The sequence below is a fragment of the Halalkalirubrum salinum genome, assembly GCF_005543295.1.
GTDB classification, from domain to species: Archaea; Halobacteriota; Halobacteria; order Halobacteriales; family Haloferacaceae; genus Halalkalirubrum; species Halalkalirubrum salinum.
On the sequence record NZ_SRSG01000020.1, the window covers coordinates 1 to 25,250 of the forward strand.

Sequence of the window (25,250 nt, forward strand, 5' to 3'; positions counted from 1 at the left end):
GATGTCTAACGTTTCTCTGAGCAGGTCTTCGAGTTGCATAACCACCACTCACTACGACCTGCTCGCTTCTCAAACTCCCTAAACTAGACAGTGCCAGATGTTGTGAGTGTACTGTATAGTGATATATTCCTCAATTGAGTATCAGTATATGAGAGGCAAATCCCAACTCATCCATGTGTTATTATTATATTGACACCAATGTTTTTATCTACTAGCTTCGATGTGTGACATGATGATGCATCACGGGGAGACGAGGGGAGAAGCCACATCTGGCGCCGTTCGGGAGACGGCCAGGGAGCTGGCTGACCTGATGTGCCGGGGGTTTGTCGCTCACGATCGGGGAAAACGCGAGGAAGCGATTGAGGCGTTTACGACAGTTGATGCGTGGCAGTTTCAACATCTGTCTGCGGACAAGGCGCGATTAGCCGCGACGGCGTACGTCGACGCGCTCTGGGAGAAAGATACCGTTGAGCTTCGTTCGCTTCAGCAGGGTTCTTTGAATACAGACTCCCTCAAGGCGTCTGACTGGAGTCCAGTCGCAGAGCGATTCCGTGCACGGGCAGCTGTCGTTGGGATGGACCCGGCGTATGCCGAACAGAGCACGATCGCGTGGAAGCGACACAAGACAGGGGGTGATTACTGGACACCCATGCAGCGCGCACAGGTCCATGAAATCCGTGCAGCGATCGGAAATGACACGTATCCGGACAAGCCAAAGCACGGCCAGTCCGGATTTGGACCGGAGGCCGCTCGCTACGCGCTCGCGATCGAGTTACACGACATGCACACGAGCGAACACTGGATACAGGCCAAACGAGTCATGGTTCCGTACTACGAGTGTATCCTTCGCAAGCAAACTCATGAGCAAAACTGAGAGTACTCCTCAAATGAACGGTGATTTGTCGTATCTCATCGAAGACGAGATTAGGGCTTCACAGATCAAAACGCTCGTTGTCGACGACGATCGCGACCTTGCAGACCTAACTGCGACGTTCCTCGAGCGCGAACAGGGTGCGTTCGAGACAACCGTCGAGACGACCGTCGCTGCGGCGCTTGATCGTATCGAAGAGATCGACTTCGATGCGATCGTTAGTGACTACGACATGGGCCGGCTCAATGGGCTCGATTTTCTTGAACGAGTTCGTACAGAGTACCCGGATATCCCATTCATTTTATTCACCGGCAAAGGGTCTGAAGAGATTGCGAGCGAGGCGATTTCGAAGGGTGTCACCGATTATCTCCAGAAGGAAACGGGTGCAAGCCAGTACTCAGTGCTGGCGAATCGGCTGCTCAACGCCGTTGAAAAGCATCGAGCGACCGAGACGGTAAAGCGGTCTGAGCGCCGTTTTAGCCGATTGGTAGAAAACTCCACGGACGTCATCTCGATCGTCGGCGAAAGTGGGGCGTTCGAATATGTCTCGCCATCAGCTGAGCGGATTCTCGGTTACCCACCGAGCGAACTCCTCGGAGAGTGGGTGTTTGATTACGCTCACCCAGACGACAGACAAGAGGCGATGGAGAAGTTTTTCGCCGCGGTAGAAAATCCGGAGATTCAACCGACCGTCGAGTTTCGATTTAATGATCCCGATGGTGAGTGGCCGGTATTACAATCTCGTGGACGCAATATGCTTACCGACGAGTGTATTCAGGGATTCGTTATCAACAGTCGTGATATTTCGGATCTCAAGGAACAAGAACAGGCGTTGAGACAACGAAATGAACAGCTCGAAGATATGAAACGGGCGATCTCTCACGACATCAAGAGTCCGCTGAGCGTCGCTTCGAACTCACTTGTACTATACGACGAAACCGGAGACGACGAACTCCTCCAGAAAGTTGATCGATCGATCAGCCGGATTGAGGGACTGATTGATCAGACGATAGCGTTAGTCGAGCAAGGGACTGACGTTACTGATTCCGATCGAATCTCGCTTACGGACGTCTGTACTGCCGCGTGGGACATGGTTAACACAAACGGCGCGGAGCTTCATATCGACAACTCCCGAGAATTTACTGCGGACCCAGATCGGCTCCAGCGAGTCTTCGAGAACCTCTTTCGAAATGCCGTCGAACACTCGGGTAGTGACGTGACCGTCTCGGTCGGAACAACCAACGAAGGAATATATGTCGCCGATGATGGGCCGGGAATCCCTGAAGAAGACCGTGAAGTGATCTTCGAGACGGGGTATACAACCGCTGTTGATAATACTGGATTTGGACTCCCAATCGTCAAACAAGTTCTACTCGCACACGGTTGGGAAATCGACGTTGGTGAGAGTGATGCTGGCGGCGCACGGTTCGATATTGCGGGTGTCGAGTTCGTGTCATCCGTTTACAAATAAAGCAGGCCGCGTGCCTCAGAATTATGCCTTCAGGCAGTTCACCGATGAATATTCATCGGCATCTCGATCACTTGTGAATGGCCGCGGGCGAAACCCGTTAATGGCTCCAAAACCAACCAGTTGTATGGTCGAAGCGACCGACATTTCGGAGCTCAAGCGGGGCACCGAACTTGTCAAACGGGGGTTCGCACAGATGCAGAAAGGCGGCGTCATCATGGATGTCGTCACACGCGAGCAAGCACGTATTGCCGAGGACACGGGTGCGGTTGCGGTGATGGCCCTAGAGGCTGTTCCGGCCGACATCCGGAAACGCGGCGGCGTTGCTCGAATGCCTGATCCGACGAATGTGACAGAGATCATCGAAGAGGTGTCCCTGCCAGTAATGGGCAAGGCCCGAATCGGCCACCACACTGAGGCACAAATACTCCAATCACTTGGTGTTGACATGATCGACGAGTCCGAAGTGCTCACGCCGGCCGATGATGCCTTCCACATCGACAAACGCGAGTTCACTGCGCCGTTCGTTTGTGGGGCGCGAAACCTCCCTGAAGCGCTTCGACGTATCCATGAGGGTGCGGCAATGATCCGCACGAAAGGTGAAGCGGGCACTGGCGACGTGAACCAGGCGGTTCACCACCAGCGGACGATGATGAACCAGATCCGGACGATCGAGGGGCTTGATTTCCAGGAGCGCGAAAAGTGGGCCAGAGAACACGGCGCACCACGCGAACTCGTTCACGAAGCCGCCGAACTCGGCCGACTTCCTGTCGTGAACTTCGCCGCGGGCGGAATCGCGACCCCTGCAGACGCGGCGTTGATGATGCACCACGGCTGTGACGGGATCTTTGTTGGCTCTGGTATCTTCGGGGCAGAGGACCCGGAGACGATGGGCACGGCAATTGTCGAGGCTGTCAACAACTGGGACGATCCAGACGCGCTCGCGGACATCGCCACCGGCGTCGGTAAGGGGATGAAAGGCCAATCCAACGTCGATCTCCCGGAAGAAGAAAAGCTCCAGAGTCGCGGCGTATAGGACACACCGACAACGTATTTTTATTTCGACGACAGCTACTGATCGAGTATTGTCGCTCCTTCACCGACGCGCACACGATAGGCCCGCGAATCGACGTCGTGGGTCGCAAATGTCTCGAGCATCGCGGCGGCGATCGCACGCTGATCGCGCGCATGACACGCCGCGATCACTGTTGGACCGGCCCCGCTGACAGTGACGCCAATCGCACCCGCGTTGAATGCGGCCGATCGGACGTCTTCGTAGCCGGTGATAAGTGAGGCCCGCGCCGGTGTGATAATTGGGTCGTCCATGCCGGCACCGACCAGTTCTGGATCATCTCGGCACATCCCGGCGGTGAGTGTTGCTGCGTTGCCCACCGTTTCAACGAGTTCTTCGATCGACGCACTCTCTGGAACAACACGGCGAGCATCCCGCGTCGAGACCGCAATATCGGGCAGGCAGGCGACGAGTGGGATCGACGTGTCGATCGAGCGGACGCCGTTTGCGGTTGCGATGGTGAATCCTCCGAGAATCGATGGGGCGACGTTGTCGGCGTGTGCTGCCCCGGAGACAACGGCTTCGCCCTCGGCGGCGATTGGAACCAACTCTTCGCGAGTGAGGCCGCGATCGTACAGTTCGTTGAGTCCCACGGCCGCGGCCGCGGCGCTCGCTGCGGAGGAACCCAGCCCCGAGGCAGGTCTGATTCCCTTGTCGATCTCGATGTGTGCTGGCGCGGACAGCGCTTCGACGACTGCACCCACGGTGTTCTTTTTTGGATCCTCGGGGATAAACTGGCTTCCGACGCCCGTTATGTCGATTGTCGTCTCCGCTGCTTTCTCCACGCGGACGATGTCTGCGGGTCGATCGAGCGCGACGCCGAACACGTCGAAACCGCTGCCGAGGTTTGCGCTTGTCGCCGGCGCTCGAACGGTAACCATGCACATCGGTAACGGCAGTCGATTAAAAAAGGTAGCGAAGCGAATCCACCGATTGAAGCGGTTTGAGATCTCCCGTTATATTCAGTTCCGCCCCGTGACGAATACCATCGGCCCGACGACGATCAGGCCGACACCAAGGAGCAACATGTAGTCCGGCATCGTCGGCGACAGCATGAACACCGCACCGAAGGTCGTCACGACGAGGCCGATGATCCGGACGGATTTCAACGGGAGCGTCGCCAGCACGGCCACTACGAACGTGATCAAGAGCACTTCCGCGAGGGTGTAATCAATCAGGATTTCGTCGATGAACTGTAGGGGCAGCATTCTCGTACCGGTAGATGGCGGTGAAACGCGCATTAAAGTTCCGTTCTTCGGCGCACGCGCCCGCTATCGATCGGACAGAGATCGACGCAAACAACAGCTATCGATCGGACCCGCCGTCGCGATCGTGTTCGTACAGTCCGGACGACTCAACAGTATCCGGTGAGTCACGACCCTCGGGTCCGCGGATGTCGATGTGTCTGAGCCACCCAAACCACAACACGAATACCATGGTCCCGTAGCCGGCCACGAAGACAACAGAGCCAAGAATATCGAATCCGGCCTGGCCAAACGCCCAGCGGGCAACACCCGAGCCGCCGACGCCGGCCAGCAATACCAGCGCCAACAGCAGCCGATCGGACTTGAGAAATTCACGGAGACTTGTTTCGCCCATGACAATCTGTACGGCTTGAAGCCATCTCAATGGTTCGGTTCAATCGAGCGAAACGGGCGCGCCGCTGGCAGCACTTTCATAGAGTGCGTCAATAACGCGCATGTTTGCGATCGCTTCTGTGCCATCGGTCCGCGGCGGTACACCTGCGTCAACACATTCTGCGAGGTGTTCGACTTCGAGCCGATACTGATCGATCGGATCGAACGTTTCGACGTTTCGCTCTCCGTCGACCTCGTAGGTCAACTCTAGTGAGTCGTCCGTTGGGGCATCGAAGGCATCTGTAACTTCGAGCCAGCCGTTCGATCCCTCCACGCGGTATCGCTGGATCAATGGCGTGTCAAAGCTCGACGCAATCTGTGCGGTCGAACCGTCGTCGTACTCGAGAATTCCAGTAAGGGAGGTATCGACGCCCGTCTCCCGTGAGTCGTCTGCGTGTGCGTACACGCGATCGGGCTCGCCGAGGAACCGTCTTGCAGCCGAAACGGCGTAACAGCCCACGTCCATGAGTGAGCCGCCGGCCAGCGCTGGGTTCAATCGGATGTCCTCGGGATCACCAAAGAGCGGAAACTGAAACGATGCTGACACAGATCGCACGTCCGAGAGCGCCGAAGCAGCGATCTCGATCGCTCGTTCGGTTCGAGGGTGATATCGATACATGAACGCCACCATGACCGTTATCCCGCGATCGGCACAGTGCTCGACAACCTCGCGTGCCTCGTTTGCGTCGCTCGCAAGCGGCTTCTCACAGAGGACGTGCAAGCCGGCGTCAGCCGCACGCTTCGTCCACTGGGCGTGTAGTGCGTTCGGCACCGGGATGTAGACGGCATCGATCTCGTCGTCCTCGAACAACGCCTCGTAGCTGCCGTAGTATCGCGGAATCGAAAACGGCGCGGCAACCTCCCTTGCTCGGTCGAGATTTCGCGATGCGATCGCACCGACGCGGTGGTCGCTCGATTCGATCGCCGGCAGGACTGCTTTTTGTCCAATTCCAGCCGTACTGAGGATTCCAAACTCCATAACAAAACCAACCGATCGTCACGGGATAATACGATCGGCCACTCACCCCGGCGATCGATCGGCCACTCACCCCGGCGATCGTGCATGGTTTGCGCACACTGACTGAAACGCTTATTTACACGCTCACGTGACATCGAGTGTGGACATAACGGACGACAACCAGATCAGGTGCAGCCGATGTGACGAATACATCTCTCTGGACGATGCGGTTGCGATCGAGAAGGGTGTCTCGATCGTCAAGCCGCTGTGTCACGACTGTCTCGGCGTGATCGGCGTGCCGAAAGGGTACGATCTGAGTCGCGATCTTTCGTATCTCAAGCGGTGAGCGATCTTTCGTATCTCAAGCGGTGAGCGATCTTTCGTATCTCAAGCGGTGAGTCGACCGAGGGACGTCGCAAATGTGAGACTATGTGGGACTGTGCGGTGCGTCGGCTGGATGCATGCGAGCTGATCGCAGGCCGACTGCCTTCCGTGACAGTTAAGTAACGCAGACGAGCACCTATGAGTGCAGATACTGTAGGGGCGGCGTGTCCCGAGTCCGAGAGGGCGACGATACAAACCGCGTGTTGCGGTAGCCAAGCCTGGCCCAAGGCGCTGGGTTGCTAACTCAGTGGCGTAATGCCCCCGGGGTTCGAATCCCCGCCGCAACGCTCGCATCAACAAACTAGCTATGAGTGCAGAAGAACCACAAGACGGCTCGCCGGAGGAGGACGAGGACCTCCGTTACTTCGTTCGGATCGGGACAACCGATCTCGACGGGACGAAGACGGTCGAGCGCAGTCTCACGGAGATGAACGGGATCGGCCAGCGGACGGCGCGAATCGTCGCCGAAACCGCCGGTGTCGACCGAACGGCGACGTTCGGGCTCCTCGACGAAGACGAGATCGACGCGGTCGTCGACGTCGTTGAGAACTTCTCGGAACACGTCCCATCGTGGATGGTGAACCGCCAGAAGGACTTTTACACCGGCGAAGACGACCACGTCGTCGGCTCCGATCTCAACCAGCAACGCACACAAGACATCAACCGAATGCAGATGATCAACTCCTACAAAGGGGTCCGCCACCAGCGCGGACAGAAGGTCCGTGGACAGCGAACGAAGTCCACAGGCCGGACCGAGGGGACGATCGGTGTCAATGTCGAAGAGATCCGCGAAGAACAGGCCGAAGAGGCTGCGGGTGACGACGAATGACCACCGGCAACAACACAAAGAACTACGAGACGCCGAACCATCCGTTCCAGGGCGAGCGAATCGCCGAAGAGAGCGGACTGCTCGGCCGCTACGGGCTCAAAAATAAAGAAGAGCTGTGGCGCGAACAGTCGGAGCTTCGGCGTATGCGCCGAGAGGCTCGCCGACTTATCGGCGACGCCCAGGGCGACATTGACGTGGCTGCAGAGGAAGGCGCGGGGTTCCTCTCGCGACTTCGCCGCTACGGAATCCTCGGCGAGAACGACGAGATCAACGAGGTCCTGTCGCTCGATGTAACTGATCTGCTCGAACGCCGCCTCCAGACCATTGCGTACCGCAAGGGACTGGGCAGCACCCCGAAGCAGGCCCGACAATTCATCACACACGGTCACGTCACGATCGACGGCGCCCGTGCGACGACCCCGGCCCGCAAGGTCGAGGTCGGTGAAGAATCGACCGTCGTGTTCGACGAAACAAGCCCGCTCTCGGATGACCTCCATCCCGAGCGCGCGGAGGCACAGGAGTAACTACCAATGAGCGAATCAGCCGACGACAAGTGGGGAATTGCCCACGTGTACGCGTCGTTTAATAACACCCTCATCACGATCACCGATCAGACGGGCGCCGAGACGATCGTCAAGTCCTCTGGCGGCTCTGTGGTGAAGCAAAACCGAGACGAGGCGTCGCCGTACGCAGCCATGCAGATGGCTGAGTCCGTCGCCGAGCAGGTCAAAGAGGCCGGCATCTCTGGGATCCACGTCCGCGTTCGCGGCCCTGGCGGTAACGGAAACAAGTCTCCCGGCCCCGGCGCACAGGCGACGATCCGAGCGCTCGCACGCGCGGGGCTCGAAATTGGCCGCATCGAAGACGTGACGCCGATCCCACACGACGGGACTCGAGCGCCGAAAAATAAACGGGTATAACGACAGATGAGTGCCGAATTCGACGTCGAGTTCATCGAACGCGACGACAGGAGCGCACGGTTCCTCGTCCACGGGTTGACCCCCGCGTTCGCTAACGGGATCCGTCGCGCGATGATCGCGGACGTCCCGACCCTGTCGATCGACACGGTCCGGTTCATCGAGAACTCCTCGGTCATGTTCGACGAGATGATCGCCCTCCGACTGGGCCTCATCCCGCTAACAACGCCGCTTGCGGACTACGAGATCGGCGAGACGGTCACGGTCGCGCTCGATGTCGAGGGACCGGCGACCGCGTACTCCGGAGACATCACGACTTCGGACGGGCTGGTCGAACCCGCCGACAAAAATATCCCGATTATCAAGCTCAATCAGGGCCAACGCCTCGAATTCGAGGCCGACGCCGTGCTCGATCGCGGGAAAGAACACGCCAAACACCAGGGTGGTGTGTCGGTGGGTTACCGACATCTCCAGCGAGTGGAGGTTATCGGTGATCGCGGCGAGTTTGACGAGGAGGAACCACACATCCTCCGTGGGGTCATCGAGACCGAAGACGGCGAACTCGTCGCAACCGACGAGTTCGACAACGACCTCACGAACCGCTACCCCGGAAAGGAGGTATCGGTGACCGACGTCCCCGGTGCGTTTGTCTTCCACGTGGAGACCGACGGATCGCTGTCGGTCGAGGAACTGGTCGACCGGGCCGCCGAGTCGATCGGCGATCGCGCCGCGGAGCTGAAAGACGCGGTATCGGTCTAAGAAACGAAACACAACATACAGCACACAGAACACCACTATGCCCCATTCGATCCACTCACGCGTCAAGGCGGCTCGCAGGCTCCCTGAGCCGTGCCGCCGATCGGACGCGCGTCGACGGTCGGCAGCGCTCGGAGCCCCGAGCCGGCAGGCCGATCACGGGTGGACCGAAAGTGGTTTTACGGGGCGCGCGGTATCACGGAGTGCGTGCAGGGATAGCCAAGTCTGGCCAACGGCGCAGCGTTCAGGGCGCTGTCCCATAGGGGTCCGCAGGTTCAAATCCTGCTCCCTGCACTCCGTTATTTTCAGATTACTAGAGGTTACACATCATGAGTAGCAACAAAACAAATCCGAGACTGCAGCGTCTCATCGCCGAGCTGCAGACGGTTTCGAGCGAATCGGATGCCCCCGTATGGGCCGATGTCGCCGATCGCCTGCAGAAGCCACGGCGGACGCACGCCGAGGTCAACCTCGGTCGCATCGAACGATACGCACAGGAAGACGAGACTGTCGTTGTACCCGGCAAGGTGCTGGGCAGCGGCGTCCTCCAAAAGAACGTCACCGTCGCAGCGGTCGACTTTTCGAACACTGCCAGAAAGAAGATCGAACAGGTCGGCAACGCGGTGACGCTTGAACAGCTTACAGATGAAAACCCCGAGGGATCGAACGTGCGGGTGATCCGATGAGCCTCGCAGAGTTCGACGCAGACCTCGTCGTTGACGCCCGTGACTGCATTCTCGGGCGTGTCGCAAGCGAGGTCGCCCAACGAGCGCTCGCCGGCGAGACGGTCGCGATCGTCAACGCCGAGCACGCGGTCATCACGGGCAACGAAGAATCCACGATGGAGACCTACCGCAAGCGCGCGGAGATCGGCTCCGATCGCGGCCCGTACTACCCGAAACGCCCCGATCGGATCTTCAAGCGCGCGGTTCGCGGGATGCTTCCGCACAAGACGAAACGCGGCCGCGAGGCGCTTTCGAACGTCCGCGTCTACGTCGGCAACCCGTACGACGAGGACGGCGAGGTGCTCGAGGGTACCTCGTTGGATCGACTGTCGAACATCAAATTCATCTCGCTCGGCGAGATCTCCGAGAAACTGGGTGCGAACGTCACATGGTAACCAACACAAGCGGTAAAAAGAAGACTGCCGTCGCACGGGCAACCGTTCGCGACGGGAACGGTCGAGTGCGTATCAACTCCCAGCCGGTCGAGCTGGTCGAACCAGAGATTGCACGACTCAAGATGCTTGAGCCGTTCCGCATCGCTGGCGACGATCTGCGAAATCAGGTCGACATCGACGTCTCGGTCAGCGGCGGCGGCTTCAGCGGCCAGGCCGATGCGACCCGGACTGCGATCGCTCGTGGGCTTGTCGAGCATCTTGCAGACGCCGAGCTCAGAGAGGCATACATGGAGTTCGATCGATCGTTGCTCGTCAACGACGTTCGCCAGTCCGAACCCAAAAAGTGGGGCGGGCCGGGAGCGCGTGCACGCTACCAGAAATCCTACCGCTGAGGTGATCCAGTTATGATGATACCCGTCCGGTGTTTCACGTGCGGCAACGTGATCTCCGAACACTACGAGGAGTTCGATGCTCGTGCGCGCGAAGGCGATGAGGACCCAGCAGCGGTGCTTGACGACCTCGGCGTCACCCGGCATTGCTGCCGACGGATGATGGTATCGCACACCGATCTCGTCGACGTCGTCTCACCGTATCAATGAAAGGATACTATAATCGATACGAGAAAGCACGCATTCTAGGCGCGAGAGCGCTCCAGATATCCTATGGTGCGCCAGTACTCGTCGAGACCGAGCAAGCGGAACCTATCCTCATTGCAGCCGAAGAGTACGACGCGAATGTACTCCCGTTCACCGTCAATAGGGAAGGCAAATTCAACAGAGAGGGCAACTAGATGACCAAAATAACCGCAGTCTCGCTCCGCCGAATCCTCGATTCGCGGGGCAACCCGACTGTCGAAGCAGACGTACTCACCGAGTCGGGCGGCTTCGGCCGCGCGGCGGCCCCTTCAGGGGCATCAACGGGCGAGTACGAAGCGATCGAACTGCCGCCAGAGGAAGCGATCGCAAATGCCAGAGAGCACGCCGTCCCACGGCTGGTCGATACGGCCTTCGCGGGCAACCAACGCGAAGTTGACGCGGCGCTCAGAGCGGCCGACGGCACCGACAACTTCTCTGAGATCGGCGCGAACAGTGCGGTTGCGATCTCGATGGCCGCTGCGAAGGCGGGCGCAGACGTACTCGGCGCGCCGCTGTATCAACATCTCGGCGGTGCGTTCCGTGGCGAGAACTTCCCGACACCCCTCGGGAACGTGATCGGCGGCGGCGAACACGCAAAGGACGCAACCCATATCCAGGAGTTCCTCGCTGCGCCGGTTGGTGCACCGAGCGTCTCCGAAGCAGTATTCGCGAATGCAGCGGTCCACGGCGCAGTCGGCGACATTCTCGACGATCGAGGCATTCCCGCTGCAAAAGGCGACGAGGGCGCGTGGGCTCCAGCAGTCTCGGACGCAGAGGCGTTCGAGATTGTCGAAGAAGCCACCGATCGCGTGGCCGACGAACTCGGCTTCGAGATCGGCTTTGGGCTCGACGTTGCAGCCGCGGAGTTGTACGACGACGACGCTGAGGCGTACGTCTACGGTGAGGAGACGAAGTCGACGGCCGAACAGATCGACTACGTCGCTGACCTCGTCAACGAGTACGACCTTGTGTACGTCGAAGATCCACTCGACGAGAACGACTACGAGGCGTTCGCCGAGTTGACCGATCGCGTTGGCGATCAGACGCTGATCTGTGGTGACGATCTGTTCGTCACTAACGTTGAGCGACTCTCCGACGGGATCGAACTGGGCGCAGCGAACTCTATTTTGATCAAACCGAACCAGATCGGCACGCTGACTGACGCCTTCGACGCGATCGAACTCGCGGTTCGGAACGGCTACGAGACGATTATCTCGCACCGATCTGGAGAGACCGAAGACACGACGATCGCCCATCTCGCCGTTGCGACCGACGCGGGCTTCATCAAGACTGGTACGGTCGGCGGCGAGCGCACAGCCAAACTGAACGAACTTATCAGAATCGCGGAAGACGCAGTATGACGGACAACGAAAACGAACTCGAAACCGCGCCCGATGACGTTGAGGAGGCCGCAGCCGACGAGGCTGCTCCCGCTGAGACGGAACCGGACGCTACAGAAGACGCAGCGCCCGCCGAAGCGGCAGCCGACGAGGCCGCCGCTGCGGACGAACCAGAGACGGCTGAGGAGGCCGACGACGAGGCAGCAGACGCAGGCCCCACGTTCGACGAAGACGTGATGCCGGACGACGAGGCAGACCTGTTGATCCCCGTCGAAGACTACCTCTCGGCGGGTGTCCACATCGGGACCCAGCAGAAGACGAAGGACATGGAGCGGTTCATCCACCGCGTCCGCGACGACGGCCTCTACGTGCTCGACGTGAGCCGAACCGACTCGCGGATCCGCACGGCTGCGGACTTCCTGGCGAACTACGATCCCGAACAGATTCTCGTTACCTCCTCGCGGCAGTACGGTCGGTTCCCTGCCGAGAAGTTCGCCGAGACGATCGGCGCACGCGCTCGGACCGGCCGATTCATCCCCGGAACGCTCACGAACCCCGACTACGCGGGCTACATCGAGCCTGACGTCGTCGTTGTGACCGACCCGATCGGTGACGCCCAGGCGGTCAAAGAGGCGATCACGGTCGGTATCCCGGTCATTGCGATGTGTGACTCGAACAACCAACTGTCGAACGTCGACCTCGTCATCCCGACGAACAACAAGGGTCGACGTGCGCTGTCGGTCGTCTACTGGCTGCTCGCCAACGAGACGCTCGATCGGCGCAACGCAGGCACGGTCTACGCCCTCGAAGACTTCGAGGCAGACCTGTAGGCAGCCGGACGATCGGACGATTTTGTGTTTTTATACAGAAAGCTGATCGCAGGCTTCATTGTACGCAAGGGTTGCTTGCGCGATCGCTAAATTTTGCCGAGTCGTCTTCCAGGCGCTGAGATCTTCCCATCCGGTAGTTGATTCGGTATCAAGTTTGGGAGCGAGCTCTTCGGGAGATGCCACATCATATCGATCCTCATATTGGCCAATTTCTGACTTCATTCTCCTGATTTCATCAAGTAGCTCATCGCGGGTTACTTTTTTACGGAGTTCACGGATTCGAGACATAAGTACACGGTCAGCACTTCTTTTGTACAGTGTGACCTGTCCGTCTCCCGTTGTCTCGGCAAGCCCTGTGTTCACGAGCGCGTTGCAATGTCGACGGGCGGTTGGCTCACTGACGTGGGCACGCTCGCCAATAGTCGCGGCCGACTGTCCATCGTGGGTTTGCTCGATGATTTCGTATACCCGTTCGAAGGGAGTGGTCTCAGCTTTCCACTTCGAAGTGACATGATCGTTAATATTGCCCCACGTGTCAGCGGTCATACTCCGTAATTCGGCCACGGAAACAAATAGTTGTTTCAGAACCCATCGGTTTCCATGACGCCGAATCGATCGCCGATCGGCCCCTCGAACCACGCGACCGTCCGACCCCCAAACGACTCGGATTCGCCGAGTGCGTAGGCGGAGTGGGCGGCCTCAATCGAGTCCACACCGAACAGACAGCACGCCGGTCCCGGCGGATATCGATCGAGGCGATCGGCAAGGCTAACAAAACGTCCAGACTCGTCTTCAGCACTACCTTCGTTTCCCTCAGTCGACGGCTTCGCAAACGAGATCGGCGCACCCGGAACTGTTCGAAGCGAGAGCCCGGGAGCCGAATCAGCGTGTTCGATCGGCGTCGGAATCCCGAAGAGTCGTTCGAAGCGATCGATCCACCCCGTATCCTCCACGAGTAACACAATCTCTGCAACACCGGTAATCGGCCCTTCATGGGTCCACGCGTCCGGAACGCGGTAGGATCGGGGCGTTCGATCGCGGACGAAAAACGGGAGCATGAACCGATCGGGCTCGGGGCCAACGAACAGTTCGTCCCACTCGATCGTCGTCTCGTCCGGCCGGGTTCGGCCGCCGCGCTGTGGGCCGACGATCGGCTCGCCGGCGTCGATCGCGGCCTTCGCGGCTCCGGTGATATCCTGAGCCCGTAGACACCACGCACACGGGCCTGCGTCAGTTTGGATGTGCGCCGGCCAGCGAACCGTATCACCCGGCTCGGTCGATTCAGTCGGCGCGATCAACTCGAGGTACGAGCCGTCGGCAAACGGGAGCATCGACATCTGTGTCGTTCCGTCGGCGTGGGTTCCGCCGAACGTGGCCGAGAGTCCAACCTTCTCAAACTCTTCGACAGCACTTTGATGATCGCGCCACGCGCTCGCGAGGTGATCGATCGACACGGGTGGAAGCATACACCTGAGTCGATCGGCATCAAAATAAACGCGCGGGAAATCACCGGCAACCACGACGGTTTTGTGAGCGGACGCAGAGCGTAGGAGTATGCTCGAACCGGCGGTGCTGGTGTCGTTCGTGCCGGCGGTGCTTGCGATCGTCGCCACGCCGGGACCGGACTCGATCTACACGCTGACACAGAGCCTCCGGGAGGGCCGCACCGCCGGGGTCGTCGCCGGTGCCGGCACCGCAACTGGGGTGTTGGTACACACCGCCGCTGCTGTGGTCGGGCTGGCGGCACTCCTCCGGGCCACGCCAGACGCGTATCTCGTGGTCACCTACGTTGGGGCTGCGTATCTGGTGTATCTCGGCGTGCAGCTGATCCGTGCAGAAGGGACGTTCGAACTCCGCGATTCGATCGCAGATGAGACCCGTTCACTCGCCCGATCGTATCGACAGGCAGTCATGATCAACGTCTCGAATCCGCAGGTCGCGCTGTTCGTGCTCGCGTTCTTTCCGCAGTTCGTTCCGCCCGCGGCGAACGCACCCGCACAGCTGTCCCCTTCTCGGGGCAGTGTATGCAGGTGTCAGCCTCCTGTACCTCGTCGTCGTCGCAACCTTTGCGGGCCGTGCCCGACATTTCTTGCTCGAATCCGATCGCTCACGTCGGGCGATCCGGTATCTCAGCGGCGGTGTGCTGATCGCCTTTGGTCTCCGACTTGCGGCATCGGGGACCGCGATCGCGTGATTGCCCGTCGTTTTCAGGCCCCAGCGGCCTGTGGTGTCCGCGCATATATATTCGGCGAGGTACTACAGACGCCACTGTGAGTTCTCGATCGACAGCGACGCTGCACAAAGCCCCCCGGAGCGACGCGTTCGTCGACCAGGGGCCGTTTCGGATCCGATTCAATTTCCCTGGCCGGGCTGTCCCGGGCCACGACGACCACGGCTACGGGCCGCTCGCGACGATCGCCGAGTCGTTCATGGACCCCGACACGCTGATTCGGATGCACCAGCACCGAAACGAGGAGATCATCTCGTGGGTTCCACGCGGAGTCATGCGCCACGACGATCGACAGGGAAATAAACTCGTCACCGACCCCGAGCACCTGCTCGTAATGAGCGCTGGTAGCGGCTTCTGGCACGAAGAACGGACACTCGCTGACGATCCGCCGCTGCGGATGCTGCAGATCTTTGTCCGGCCACACAGCCTCGGTCTCGAACCTGGGATTCAACACGAACGACTCCCCAAACCTGCACCGAACGAACCCCGACATGTCTTCGGTCCAGAGGGATCTGACGCGCCGTGTTACGTTCGAAACAATGTGCATCTCTACGACATCAACCTCTTTGAGGGTGCGACAGTTTCGTTGCCAGCGGAGTCGGGCTGGGACACGTACTTGTACGTCTTTGACGGGGCGGTTTCGGCGATTGACTCCTCGATTGAGGCGACCGAAAGCGCAGTATTCGTCGGCAATGAACCGCTGTCAATCACTGCTAAATCGGATTCGCTTGTCGTTGTATTCTCCATCGACCCGGATGCACCGATTACCCGACAGGGGACGATCGGCAGATAAAAATCGACCGTGATCACAGATCCCGCGTGAGACACACGCGGGTTGGTACATTCCCCAGTTCCCTTGTGATCACTGTGGCGGACACCGTATTACCGGCACACCACACTGCGCAGTATATTGTTCCACCGATATAAACATGCCCACCTGAGTACATATTCACGTGGGACAGACTGGAGGGACTGGACAACAATCCCTATTACGGTGCCGAACGACCTGCGCGTATGACTGTTTCAAGCGCGCCGGGCAAGGTCTATCTTTTTGGTGAGCACGCGGTCGTCTACGGCGAACCGGCGATCCCGTGTGCGATTGAGCGACGTGCAACCGTTGGTGTTGAGCCTCGTGAGGATGGTCATGTCCGGGTTGAGGCCAACGATCTCACACTCGACGGATTCGCAGTCGAATATCGTGGCTCAACGAGCGAACGCCCCGATGTCGACGTTTCCTCAGAACTCGTTGATGCGGCTATGGGATACATTGATGCGGCGGTGACACAGGCGCGGGCAGCCGCAGACGCCCCGAAATCGGGGTTTGATATCTCAATCCAAAGTGACATCCCGCTCGGTGCTGGACTCGGTTCCTCGGCGGCGGTTGTTGTAGCGATCATCGACGCTGCAACCCGCGCGCTCGACTCACCGATCGACAAACGCGAAGTGGCCGATCGCGCCTACCACGCCGAGTTCGAGGTTCAAGAGGGGCAGGCGTCTCGGGCAGACACGTTCTGTTCGACGATGGGCGGAGCGGTCCGCGTTGAGGGTGAGGACTGTCGAACGATCGAAACCCCGCGGCTGCCGATTGTCGTCGGCTTTGACGGGGGCGCAGGCGACACAGGTGCGCTCGTCTCAGGCGTTCGATCGCTCAAATCCGAGTACGGGTTTGCAGCCGACACCGTCGAGTCGATCGGGGATATCGTTCGCCACGGTGAGACCTTGCTGGCCGATGCTGATCCAACTGGTGCGCCCCCGACAGAACTGCTTGCGGAGCTCGGTGAGCTCATGAACTTCAACCACGGCCTGTTGTCTGCGCTTGGGGTTTCCTCGCGATCGCTCGATACGATGGTGTGGGCTGCCCGCGAGGCCGAGGCCCACGGTGCGAAGCTGACTGGTGCCGGCGGTGGCGGCTGCATCGTCGCCCTCGATCCGACCCCCGAGACACGGACCGCACTTCGGTTCACCCCCGGCTGTGAGGACGCGTTCCGCGCGGAGTTGTCGATGGAAGGGGTTTGTGTCGAGGAGCCGTAGATGATCGTCCTCAAACTCGGCGGGAGCGTCATCACCGACAAAGACACTCCAGAGACGGTTGATGACGCAGCGCTCGCTGCAACGGCCGATGTGATCGCTGACGTGACGACAGCCCGTCCGCTTGTGATTGTCCACGGCGGTGGGAGCTTCGGACACGTCCATGCGGCCGAACATGGGGTATCAACGACGACGGGGACACGCGACTACGCCGGTGCCTATGCGATACATGACGCGATGAAGCGGCTCAACGCAGCGGTGCTCGCGGCGCTGCACGAACGATCGATCCCCGCCCTCCCGGTTCATCCGTTATCGATCGCCAGCCGCGACACCGAGGGGGCCTTGTCGTTTCCCGTTGGCGCTGTGCGCCGGCTCATAGACACGGGATTCGTCCCGGTCGTCCACGGCGACGTTATCGCCCACGAAGGAGCTGGAGTGACTGTCTTGAGCGGCGACGAGATCGTCACCCACCTCGGAGCTGCGTTGTCGGCTGATCGAGTCGGGATCTGCTCGACGGTCCCCGGCGTGTTCGACGAGGACGGTGAGGTGATATCAACAATCAGTTCCTTCGGGGCGGTCGAATCTGCTCTCGGTGCCAGCGAGTCGACCGACGTGAGTGGCGGCATGGCGGGGAAAGTTCGCGCGCTGTTGGAACTTGAGACGCCCGCGTCTATTTTTGGCCCGCACGCGCTCTCAGCGTTTTTAGCTGGCGAGTCGCCGGGAACGCTTGTTGATCGATCGACATAGCGGGCAGCCATTCCACGCGGCGTTCGATCCGTGGACAACAGCCTTATTCGCCCCGCTGTCGGACGTACGAACATGGATCGCTCGGACGTTTCGGCTCGACTCTCGGAGGTATCCGATCCGGATCTCGACGACGATATTGTCTCGCTTGGACTGGTGAACGCGATCGAGATCGACGAGGAGACACAGACCATTCGCATCTCGCTTGCGCTCGGTGCGCCGTTTGCCCCCCACGAAAATGAGATCGCCGCTGGCGTGCGATCGGCGCTTTCTGATACCGGCTATGAGATCGACCTGACGGCGAAACTTCCTGACGTAGTCGGAGCAGACGAGGCCGTACTGCCCGGTGTAAAAAACATCATCGCGGTCGCCTCGGGCAAAGGCGGCGTCGGCAAGTCCACCGTTGCGGTGAATCTCGCTGCCGGACTGTCGGCGCTCGGCGCGCGGGTCGCGCTGTTCGACGCCGACATCTACGGCCCGAACGTGCCGCGGATGGTCGCCGCCGACGATCGCCCCGAAGCGACCACAGACGAGACCATCATTCCGCCAGAGCGCTACGGCATGAAGCTCATGAGTATGGACTTCCTCGTCGGCCCCGATGATCCGGTCATCTGGCGCGGTCCGATGGTACACAAGCTTCTCACCCAGCTGGTCGAAGATGTCGAGTGGGGCGAAATCGACTACATGGTGCTCGATCTGCCGCCGGGAACTGGCGACACCCAGCTAACGGTCCTGCAAACGCTGCCGCTCACGGGCGCAGTGATCGTCACAACGCCCCAGCAGGTTGCCCTCGATGATGCGAACAAGGGACTCCGGATGTTCGGCAAACACCAGACAAACGTCCTCGGCATCGTCGAGAACATGTCGGGCTTTCTGTGTCCGGACTGTGGCGGCCGTCACGACGTGTTCGGCTCCGGCGGCGGACGGGCACTCGCAGACGAAGAGGGCCTCCCATTTTTAGGTGCGATCCCGCTCGATCCGGACGTCAGAACTGGCGGCGACGGCGGGGATCCGATCGTCCTCCGCGAAGACTCAGAGACCGGCAATGCGTTTCGCGTGATGGTCGAAAACGTCGCGAATAACGTCGGTATTGTCCGCCGGCGGGAGGCCACGCGGGAATGACTCGTGATTCATCAGAAAACGCCGATGAACCGCTAGACGAGGACAGCGAACCGGACGCGATCGAGGCCGCAGGACTCGATCCGATCGTCGCGCCCGACAGCGACGCGGAATTCGAGCCCGATCCAGAACGGATGCGCACACTTCGGGCGATTGCTGACGACGTGCGCGGAGAAGGGACCGAGCGCAAACAGTTGGCAGCGATCCTCTATCGGGTGAGCGATCTGTACGATCCAGACCAGCACACGTCTCCCGAGGAGATCTATCTGAACATGCGACATATTATGTCGATCAAAGCGGCTGGTGGACTCAGGGCAGAAGAGTAAGACCCCAAAACGGGAGACACGACAGCGGGAAATCTCGGCACTGACCGCAAAAAGAAAGACGGCGACACTCACAGATCCGACACACGCGATCGAAGGAATTGGCTCACTCCGGTGCGGCGTTCTGCGTTACCTGTGATAGCGATCAGCCGATCGCCGGGAGGTATCCTGGCCGGTGATAGCGATCGGCCACGAAGCCGAAAGCATCTTACTCGGTAATAGCGATCGGCCGCTCAACCAGAGCCACCTTAGCCGGTGATCGTAACCGGACGCCAGGCCGAGGGCATCTTAGCCGGTGATCGTAACCGGCCGCTCAGCCGAGAGCATCACATCCTGCGTGATACTGCCCATGAGTACTTCTTGCAGTCCCGATCGCTTCCGGCCGCCCATGACGATGCTGTCTGCATCTTTTTCGGCAGCCATATGTAGTATCTTGCGGGCCACCTCGCCGCCGATCGCAACACGTTCGACAGGAATCCCCTCATCCTCGAGGACATCAGCTGCTTCTACGGCCGCCCCGATCTCATCGAATGTGTGGGGAGGTGCTCCCTTGTAGTCCTGATGGCGGAACACGACGAGCACGGTCGCTTCGACCGTCGCAGCCGCTTCGGGTAGCCCCGCAACGTACGCCGCCTGATGCTGTGCGCGATCCGCGTCGGCGTCGACTGGAACGAGAACCTGTCGGATTCCTTCACTTGGCACGGTCGTCTCGCTCGTAATGGTAACCGGGCGATCGGCCGAGAGCATCACATCCTGGACCGTACTCCCAAGCAGCACCCGGGAGACGCCTGAGCGCTTGCGGCCGCCCATGACGATCTCGTCAGCATCGAGTTCGTCAGCGGAACGGACGATCTGTTGAGAGACGCCGCCGTCATCCACGGTTCGTGTCACCGACACGCCCTCGCCTTCGAGAAGGTTGGCCGCCCCGACGGCAGCATCAATGTCCGAGAACTCTACCTCGTCGGCGTTGCTAAACTCCTCAGGGGATACCACGAAGAGGACTGTCGCCTCGACGTTGGTGGTCGCGTTTGGAAGCTGCGACACGTACTGTGCTTGGTGGAACGCACGTTCCTCGCTTTCGTCGACCGGAATGAGTACTCTATACATAACGTTTGATAGTTGTGTTTTTGGATTATAATACTAGTCAATATTCCCACAGAACGAGAACCGATAAGCGCCAATTAGCGTGGCACAAAGCCTGAAAGTCACGGATTTCGACATTCGCTCACCCGTGCACGGAATGTCATATCCTGCGTAGATGTGTCTGTTCACATCGCCGGACCGCAGAACAGTTCTGAGTCTCCCAAGCCAGGACGGGGATTTGAACCCCGGAAGTCTCGATTACAAGTCGAGTGCATGAACCGCCCATGCTCTCCTGGCGCGTTCGTACTCTATCGATTCGGCTATGAATTGTTATTGCTTTCGAATCGCTTCGTCAGTTCGACGCGATGTGGATCGTAGCCCATCCGGTCGTAGAACCGGCGAGCGTCGTGGTTCTCCCACAGTACTTCGATCGTCACCACTATTGCGCCAGCCGACTGCAGCGCCTGCTCTGCGCGATCGAGCAACGCGGTCCCAATCCCCTCGTTTCTGTGTCCGTCCTTCACGAAGAGGTTCGAGATGACCCCGCGGGTCTCGTCTTCGATGTACGATCCAGTGGCGAGTTCGCAGGTGACGAATCCGACGATCGATCCATCCGTCACCCGCGCGACGAACGCGCTGTCGAAAACAATCGCGCGTGCGATCTCTTCTCGGACCTGATCGCGGTTTGCTTCCGTACGAAGCCGCGATCCGTGTCTGCGTTGATCGGTCGCAAGCGAGATCCACGCGTCGACGATCTCCTCGGCATCCGCCGTCGTAGCGGGCTCGATTTGTGTCATCGTTTCAGTATTCGGTCCGTATCTGTCGCAAATGGCCACTCGGTCATTCCTTGTCTCGCAGCAGCGTGCGGACGACGCCCGTCAATATTTCTCGGCCGATCGCGGCGTCGGCCAGCGAGATCGACTCGTCGGCGGTGTGTGCTTCCTCAAGCCGTCCCGGCCCCCATGTCACAGCCGGGATTCCGGCGTCGTTGACGAAGTTCCGTGCGTCGGTCGCCGCCTCGATGCCCCACGGCTCGGCGACGCCACCCCCAGGCCCGACTGCCTCAACCGATCGCTCCTGAAGCAGCCGCGCCAGGGGATGATCTATCGGAATTGACGACGACTCGTACGTCTGTATCCGTTCGATTGTCGCGTCGAGGCCGTAATCGGTTTGGACGCGATCGAGTAGCGCGTGGATCTCCGAATCGACTGCGTCGATCGACTCACCGGGTGGAACGCGCCGATCAAGCACAAGCGTCGCGGTGTCGGGAATGACACCGAGGTTCGAGCCAACTCCAGATTCGAACTCGGTGACCGTCGCCCGTGCCGCTCCAGCGAGTGTTGTGTCGCGACGCTGGAGTTCACGGTCGTAGTCGTCGATCGCAGCAAGCAGTGGGCGTGCCGCGTCGATCGGGTTCTCGCCCGTGTCGGGCTGGCTTGCGTGGGTCGACTCACCGTGGACAGCGATCCGGTAGACAGCCAATCCCATTGTGCTTGTTGCGACCCTGAAATCGGTTGGTTCGAGCACGATCCCGAAATCGCCACCGTACCCGCGTTCGAGCAGTGTTTTCGTCCCTGGGTTTGCGGTTTCTTCACCCATGGCAGCGTGAAAGACCACAGATCCAGGCAGATCCCCACTTCGGAGTTCTGGTGCAAGCTCACGGAGGAGACACATCGCGATCGCGAGCCCCGTCTTCATGTCCGCACTCCCGCGGCCGTATAGCCGACCATCCTCGATTGTTCCCCCGTAGGGATCGACCGACCACCGGTCACGATCGCCGGCCGGAACGACGTCGAGGTGGCCGTTCAACACGACGGTTGGTCCCGCTGCGGTCCCGACGTGTGCGGCTACCTGCACTCTGTCTGGGTCCGGTTCCTCAATCAGTTCGGCAGTTATTCCTTCGCGGGTGAGCCACTCGTGGACGAATCTCGCAGCCGGACTCTCGTTACCCGGTGGGTTCTCGCTTGGGATTTCGACGAGCGCCGCTGCCAGCGATCCGATCTCCTCGATAGACTCGTCTTTGGAGGGTGGTGATCGATCGCTCATGTGCTTATCCCAAGACGCGTTCGATCGCCTGATCGAGGTCTGCAATGAGATCATCGTGGTGTTCGATGCCTACCGACAGCCGGACGAGACTCGTCGGGATCCCGGCGGCCTCTAGCTCCTCGGCGCTTAGCGTCCGGTGGGTCATCGGTGCCGGCTGTTCGATGAGACTCTCGACAGCACCGAGTGACTCTGCGAGTTCGAACAGCTCGGTGTTCGTGACAATCTGGCTCGTCTCCTCTAAGCTCGCGTCAAGTTCGAGACTTACCATCCCGCCGAAATCATGCATCTGCGCTGTGGCGACGTCGTGGTTCGGGTGGTCAGCAAGTCCGGGGTAGTACACCTGCGAAACCGCCGCGTGGTCCGCCAGGAACTCGGCGATCGCCATCGCGTTCTCACAGTGGGTCTGCATGCGACCTGCCAGCGTTTTTGCGCCACGGAAGACGAGGAAACAATCGTACGGACTCAGCGTCGCGCCTTGGTTGTACGCGATGACGTCGACCTTTTCGGCGATATCCTGATCGTCCGTAACGAGTGCGCCGGCCATCACGTCCGAGTGACCGGCGACGTACTTGGTCAGCGACTCAACGACGATGTCAGCGCCGAGTTCGAGTGGGCGCTGGAGATACGGCGAGGCGAAGGTGTTGTCAACGGCGACAACTGGATCGCTTTCGGCGGCTGCACACCGGTCGACGACACCGGAAATGTCGGTGATTGTCAACAGTGGATTCGACGGCGTTTCGAGGTAAACAAGCGCCGTCTCTGGCCGTATCGCGTCGCCGATCGCTGTGAGATCAGTTGCGTCGACAAACGTCACCTCGACGCCAAACGATGAAAAGACGCGAGTGAGAAGCGTGTGTGACTCGGCGTAGAGATTTTCGCCGGCAACGACGTGGTCGCCGCTCGAGAGACAGGCGGTGAATACCGTGTTTATTGCGGCCATTCCGCTGGCGAAGGTCCGTCCGTACTGTCCCCCTGCAAGGTCTGCAATCCGCCTGTCGAGTGCCGTTCGTGTGGGGTTCGACAGCCGCGTGTAGCGGTGCTCGCTGATTCCCTCGCTCGGTGATTCGTACGCATACGTCACGCTGTTGTAGATCGGCGGCACCACGGCCCCCTCGGCGTCAGGTTCGTAGCCGGCGTGGATCTGCCGGGTTTCGAACCGATAGCCCGATCGGTCTGTCATGCTACAGTGCTGGATAAGCAGTCTAATAAATACCTTGTTGTCCGGTTTGTCAACTCGGATTCGACAGTCCCTCAGAGCACTGATGTGATCGTTACTACCTGTAGTGCTTGACATATTCGAAAATGATAGTTGCACTCATGCCACATACATGAGCTCGAAAACTGGTGAAAACAAACGCCTCGTGGCTATTTTGCTTTTTTCGGCGATCGAATGGGGGCAGACTTAATATGAATGACTCTCTACAAAACTCCGAGATGGTACGGAAAATACAACGACGCGACGTGTTGAAGTCGGCAGGCCTTGCTGGGTCCGCCGCGATTACCGGGCTTGCAGGCTGTACTGGTGGCGGTAACGGTAACGGTGACGATGGCAACGGCAACGGCGGTAACGGTGGGAACGGCAACGGCGGTTCGGACGGCCCCGATGTGCTCACCGTCATCGGATATCCAGAGGATGCGATTCAATTGTTCCGTGACTACTACAGCGCCTACGGCGACGACGTCGACATTCTCATCCCGGACGGGCTTCGGGACCCGGACCTTCCGGGACAGGTTGGCGATGACATGTCGAACATCATCGGCACCGCGCCTGCGGCGGGCGGTCCGAACCAGTCGGCGTTCGAAGACCTTTTTCAGGACGAGTATGGCGAGTCGCCTGGTGTGTTCACCTCCCAGTCGTACGACTCGGCGGCGATCGGTATCCTCGCGAACGCCGCGGCCGGCGAAAACTCCGGACCCGCGATCCGCGACCAGATGCGCAACGTCTGTAATCCCGGCGGGATGGAAATCGGTCCCGGAAACTTCATCGAAGGCGTCGAGGCAGCCGCAAACGGTGAAGAGATCCAGTATCAGGGCGCGTCGAGTTCGACGAACTTCGACGAGAACGGCGATCCAGCCGAGGCAGCGTATGCCCTCTGGGAGTTCGACAGCGATGGCGGAACGACAGACATCGAAACCCAGACGTTCGAAGGCGGAGAGCCCGACGGGGCTGGCCCCTCTGCGGACGAGAGCCCCGGTGGCTTCGACCGCGAGATCATGCTCGGAATCTTACTGCCTGAGACCGGCTCGCTCGCTTCGACGGGCGGTCCAATGATTCAGGCTGCAGAGATTCCAGCGATGCAAGTCAACGACTCCGATCTCGATCTCGAGGTGGACACGCAACTCGAAGACACCGAAACGAACTCCCAGTCTGGCGTCAGCGCGGCGAACTCGCTCGTCAACGGGGGGTATCCGTACATCTGTGGAACCGCGTCTTCTGGCGTGAATGTTCCGGTGTGTCAGGAGGTTCTCATTCCGAACGAGGTCGTCGGCTGTTCGCCGTCAAGTACTGCGCTGTCGGTGACGAACCTCGAAGACGACGGCTTCATCTTCCGGACGGCGCCTTCGGACCGGCTGCAGGGCCGCGTCATGGCGCAGGTTGCCTCTGACAACCTCGGTGGATCGGCGTCTTCGACGCTCTACGTCAACAACGACTACGGACAGCAGCTCTCTGAGCGGTTCTCGGGGGTCTTCGAAGACGAGTTCGACGGGAGTATCCTGGGTGAAACTGCGTTCAACCAAGGTGAATCCTCGTACTCCTCGGTCGTCAACGAGGCGATGTCTTCGTAAGTCTGGCGTCGATACGCACCAACGTACTTTTTTTAACCAAGGTCAAGAAGCGACAGGTATCGATCGGCCGATC

The 25,250-nt window shown here is 59.8% G+C and carries 32 protein-coding genes and 3 tRNA genes; 24 read left to right on the forward strand and 11 right to left on the reverse strand.

The window, feature by feature from the left end; all coding sequences use genetic code 11:
* Positions 1-232 precede the first annotated feature (232 nt).
* The 3 genes from E5K03_RS17175 (at position 233) to pdxS (ending at position 3,375) form a co-directional block, all read left to right on the forward strand.
* On the forward strand, positions 233-874 hold the full coding sequence (locus E5K03_RS17175) for a hypothetical protein (protein ID WP_171006636.1): 642 nt from the start codon (positions 233-235) through the stop codon (positions 872-874).
* A gap of 13 nt (positions 875-887) precedes the next feature.
* Positions 888-2,342 (forward strand): PAS domain S-box protein, encoded by a 1,455-nt coding sequence (locus tag E5K03_RS07870; RefSeq protein WP_171006637.1) that lies wholly within the window; start codon positions 888-890, stop codon positions 2,340-2,342.
* Between the two features lie 124 nt (positions 2,343-2,466).
* Positions 2,467-3,375, forward strand: a complete 909-nt coding sequence (pdxS, locus tag E5K03_RS07875; RefSeq protein WP_138006183.1) for a pyridoxal 5'-phosphate synthase lyase subunit PdxS — start codon at positions 2,467-2,469, stop codon at positions 3,373-3,375.
* Positions 3,376-3,410: 35 nt separating this feature from the next.
* Here pdxS and E5K03_RS07880 read toward each other — a convergent pair whose 3' ends face one another.
* From E5K03_RS07880 to E5K03_RS07895, 4 genes are all read right to left on the reverse strand, one after another.
* Positions 3,411-4,292, reverse strand: coding sequence for a homoserine kinase (locus tag E5K03_RS07880; RefSeq protein WP_138006185.1), 882 nt, complete (start codon positions 4,290-4,292; stop codon positions 3,411-3,413).
* A gap of 81 nt (positions 4,293-4,373) precedes the next feature.
* A complete protein-coding gene (locus E5K03_RS07885) occupies positions 4,374-4,619 on the reverse strand; it encodes a hypothetical protein (RefSeq protein WP_138006187.1) in 246 nt (81 codons plus the stop codon).
* Between the two features lie 97 nt (positions 4,620-4,716).
* Positions 4,717-5,010 carry a hypothetical protein gene (locus tag E5K03_RS07890; protein WP_240729975.1) on the reverse strand — a complete coding sequence of 98 codons (294 nt, stop codon included), beginning with the start codon at positions 5,008-5,010 and terminating at the stop codon, positions 4,717-4,719.
* Between the two features lie 39 nt (positions 5,011-5,049).
* Positions 5,050-6,027 (reverse strand): Gfo/Idh/MocA family protein, encoded by a 978-nt coding sequence (locus E5K03_RS07895; RefSeq protein WP_138006189.1) that lies wholly within the window; start codon positions 6,025-6,027, stop codon positions 5,050-5,052.
* A 139-nt stretch (positions 6,028-6,166) separates the two neighbouring features.
* On the opposite strand from E5K03_RS07895, the gene E5K03_RS07900 reads away from it, so the two are divergent.
* The 14 genes from E5K03_RS07900 to rpsB all read left to right on the forward strand — a co-directional run bounded on the left by E5K03_RS07900 (position 6,167) and on the right by rpsB (position 12,817).
* Positions 6,167-6,352 (forward strand): hypothetical protein, encoded by a 186-nt coding sequence (locus tag E5K03_RS07900; protein WP_138006191.1) that lies wholly within the window; start codon positions 6,167-6,169, stop codon positions 6,350-6,352.
* A 240-nt stretch (positions 6,353-6,592) separates the two neighbouring features.
* Positions 6,593-6,677, forward strand: a tRNA-Ser gene (locus tag E5K03_RS07905).
* A 20-nt stretch (positions 6,678-6,697) separates the two neighbouring features.
* The gene (locus E5K03_RS07910) at positions 6,698-7,219 is read left to right on the forward strand and encodes a 30S ribosomal protein S13 (RefSeq protein WP_138006193.1); all 522 of its coding nucleotides are present in this window, start codon (positions 6,698-6,700) and stop codon (positions 7,217-7,219) included.
* Entirely contained in the window at positions 7,216-7,743 is a 528-nt protein-coding gene (locus E5K03_RS07915) for a 30S ribosomal protein S4 (RefSeq protein WP_138006195.1), read from the forward strand. Before E5K03_RS07910 ends, E5K03_RS07915 begins: the two co-directional genes overlap by 4 nt.
* A 6-nt stretch (positions 7,744-7,749) precedes the next feature.
* Positions 7,750-8,139 (forward strand): 30S ribosomal protein S11, encoded by a 390-nt coding sequence (locus tag E5K03_RS07920; protein ID WP_138006197.1) that lies wholly within the window; start codon positions 7,750-7,752, stop codon positions 8,137-8,139.
* A 6-nt stretch (positions 8,140-8,145) separates the two neighbouring features.
* The gene (locus E5K03_RS07925) at positions 8,146-8,895 is read left to right on the forward strand and encodes a DNA-directed RNA polymerase subunit D (RefSeq protein WP_138006199.1); all 750 of its coding nucleotides are present in this window, start codon (positions 8,146-8,148) and stop codon (positions 8,893-8,895) included.
* A 206-nt stretch (positions 8,896-9,101) separates the two neighbouring features.
* Positions 9,102-9,186: transfer RNA gene (locus tag E5K03_RS07930), tRNA-Leu, on the forward strand.
* Positions 9,187-9,221: 35 nt separating this feature from the next.
* Positions 9,222-9,578 (forward strand): 50S ribosomal protein L18e, encoded by a 357-nt coding sequence (locus E5K03_RS07935; protein ID WP_138006202.1) that lies wholly within the window; start codon positions 9,222-9,224, stop codon positions 9,576-9,578.
* A complete protein-coding gene (locus E5K03_RS07940) occupies positions 9,575-10,012 on the forward strand; it encodes a 50S ribosomal protein L13 (RefSeq protein ID WP_137196065.1) in 438 nt (145 codons plus the stop codon). The genes E5K03_RS07935 and E5K03_RS07940 overlap by 4 nt, the downstream gene beginning before the upstream one ends.
* The gene (locus tag E5K03_RS07945) at positions 10,006-10,404 is read left to right on the forward strand and encodes a 30S ribosomal protein S9 (RefSeq protein ID WP_138006205.1); all 399 of its coding nucleotides are present in this window, start codon (positions 10,006-10,008) and stop codon (positions 10,402-10,404) included. The genes E5K03_RS07940 and E5K03_RS07945 overlap by 7 nt, the downstream gene beginning before the upstream one ends.
* A 12-nt stretch (positions 10,405-10,416) precedes the next feature.
* Entirely contained in the window at positions 10,417-10,611 is a 195-nt protein-coding gene (locus E5K03_RS07950) for a DNA-directed RNA polymerase subunit N (RefSeq protein WP_138006208.1), read from the forward strand.
* The gene (locus tag E5K03_RS07955) at positions 10,608-10,802 is read left to right on the forward strand and encodes a DNA-directed RNA polymerase subunit K (RefSeq protein WP_138006211.1); all 195 of its coding nucleotides are present in this window, start codon (positions 10,608-10,610) and stop codon (positions 10,800-10,802) included. Before E5K03_RS07950 ends, E5K03_RS07955 begins: the two co-directional genes overlap by 4 nt.
* Positions 10,803-12,008, forward strand: coding sequence for a phosphopyruvate hydratase (eno, locus tag E5K03_RS07960; protein WP_138006214.1), 1,206 nt, complete (start codon positions 10,803-10,805; stop codon positions 12,006-12,008). It begins immediately after the preceding gene.
* Positions 12,005-12,817, forward strand: coding sequence for a 30S ribosomal protein S2 (gene rpsB, locus E5K03_RS07965; RefSeq protein WP_138006217.1), 813 nt, complete (start codon positions 12,005-12,007; stop codon positions 12,815-12,817). The genes eno and rpsB overlap by 4 nt, the downstream gene beginning before the upstream one ends.
* A 30-nt stretch (positions 12,818-12,847) precedes the next feature.
* Here rpsB and E5K03_RS07970 read toward each other — a convergent pair whose 3' ends face one another.
* The gene (locus tag E5K03_RS07970) at positions 12,848-13,363 is read right to left on the reverse strand and encodes a DUF7342 family protein (protein ID WP_138006220.1); all 516 of its coding nucleotides are present in this window, start codon (positions 13,361-13,363) and stop codon (positions 12,848-12,850) included.
* Positions 13,364-13,398: 35 nt separating this feature from the next.
* Entirely contained in the window at positions 13,399-14,283 is an 885-nt protein-coding gene (locus E5K03_RS07975; protein ID WP_138006224.1) for a VOC family protein, read from the reverse strand.
* Between the two features lie 88 nt (positions 14,284-14,371).
* On the opposite strand from E5K03_RS07975, the gene E5K03_RS07980 reads away from it, so the two are divergent.
* From E5K03_RS07980 to E5K03_RS08005, 6 genes are all read left to right on the forward strand, one after another.
* Complete coding sequence (locus E5K03_RS07980; protein ID WP_321167626.1) at positions 14,372-15,091, forward strand: LysE family translocator; 720 nt, start codon at positions 14,372-14,374, stop codon at positions 15,089-15,091.
* Complete coding sequence (locus E5K03_RS07985; RefSeq protein ID WP_138006227.1) at positions 15,088-15,840, forward strand: pirin family protein; 753 nt, start codon at positions 15,088-15,090, stop codon at positions 15,838-15,840. Before E5K03_RS07980 ends, E5K03_RS07985 begins: the two co-directional genes overlap by 4 nt.
* A 179-nt stretch (positions 15,841-16,019) precedes the next feature.
* Positions 16,020-17,078, forward strand: a complete 1,059-nt coding sequence (gene mvk, locus E5K03_RS07990; protein ID WP_265338720.1) for a mevalonate kinase — start codon at positions 16,020-16,022, stop codon at positions 17,076-17,078.
* Complete coding sequence (locus E5K03_RS07995; protein WP_138006232.1) at positions 17,079-17,822, forward strand: isopentenyl phosphate kinase; 744 nt, start codon at positions 17,079-17,081, stop codon at positions 17,820-17,822.
* A 72-nt stretch (positions 17,823-17,894) separates the two neighbouring features.
* The gene (locus E5K03_RS08000; RefSeq protein ID WP_138006235.1) at positions 17,895-18,941 is read left to right on the forward strand and encodes an Mrp/NBP35 family ATP-binding protein; all 1,047 of its coding nucleotides are present in this window, start codon (positions 17,895-17,897) and stop codon (positions 18,939-18,941) included.
* Positions 18,938-19,264: a hypothetical protein gene (locus E5K03_RS08005; RefSeq protein WP_171006638.1), complete on the forward strand. Its 327-nt coding sequence runs from the start codon at positions 18,938-18,940 to the stop codon at positions 19,262-19,264. Before E5K03_RS08000 ends, E5K03_RS08005 begins: the two co-directional genes overlap by 4 nt.
* 285 nt (positions 19,265-19,549) lie before the next feature.
* Here the strand turns inward: E5K03_RS08005 and E5K03_RS08010 are convergent, their stop codons facing one another.
* The 5 genes from E5K03_RS08010 to E5K03_RS08030 all read right to left on the reverse strand — a co-directional run bounded on the left by E5K03_RS08010 (position 19,550) and on the right by E5K03_RS08030 (position 23,570).
* Positions 19,550-20,368, reverse strand: coding sequence for a universal stress protein (locus E5K03_RS08010; RefSeq protein ID WP_138006237.1), 819 nt, complete (start codon positions 20,366-20,368; stop codon positions 19,550-19,552).
* Between the two features lie 199 nt (positions 20,369-20,567).
* Positions 20,568-20,641: transfer RNA gene (locus E5K03_RS08015), tRNA-Thr, on the reverse strand.
* A gap of 23 nt (positions 20,642-20,664) precedes the next feature.
* Complete coding sequence (locus tag E5K03_RS08020; RefSeq protein WP_138006240.1) at positions 20,665-21,141, reverse strand: GNAT family N-acetyltransferase; 477 nt, start codon at positions 21,139-21,141, stop codon at positions 20,665-20,667.
* Positions 21,142-21,184: 43 nt separating this feature from the next.
* Positions 21,185-22,390 (reverse strand): M20 family metallopeptidase, encoded by a 1,206-nt coding sequence (locus E5K03_RS08025; protein WP_138006243.1) that lies wholly within the window; start codon positions 22,388-22,390, stop codon positions 21,185-21,187.
* A 4-nt stretch (positions 22,391-22,394) separates the two neighbouring features.
* Positions 22,395-23,570 carry a trans-sulfuration enzyme family protein gene (locus tag E5K03_RS08030; protein WP_138006248.1) on the reverse strand — a complete coding sequence of 392 codons (1,176 nt, stop codon included), beginning with the start codon at positions 23,568-23,570 and terminating at the stop codon, positions 22,395-22,397.
* 254 nt (positions 23,571-23,824) lie between these two features.
* On the opposite strand from E5K03_RS08030, the gene E5K03_RS08035 reads away from it, so the two are divergent.
* A complete protein-coding gene (locus E5K03_RS08035; protein WP_138006250.1) occupies positions 23,825-25,177 on the forward strand; it encodes an ABC transporter substrate-binding protein in 1,353 nt (450 codons plus the stop codon).
* The last annotated feature ends 73 nt before the right edge of the window (positions 25,178-25,250 follow it).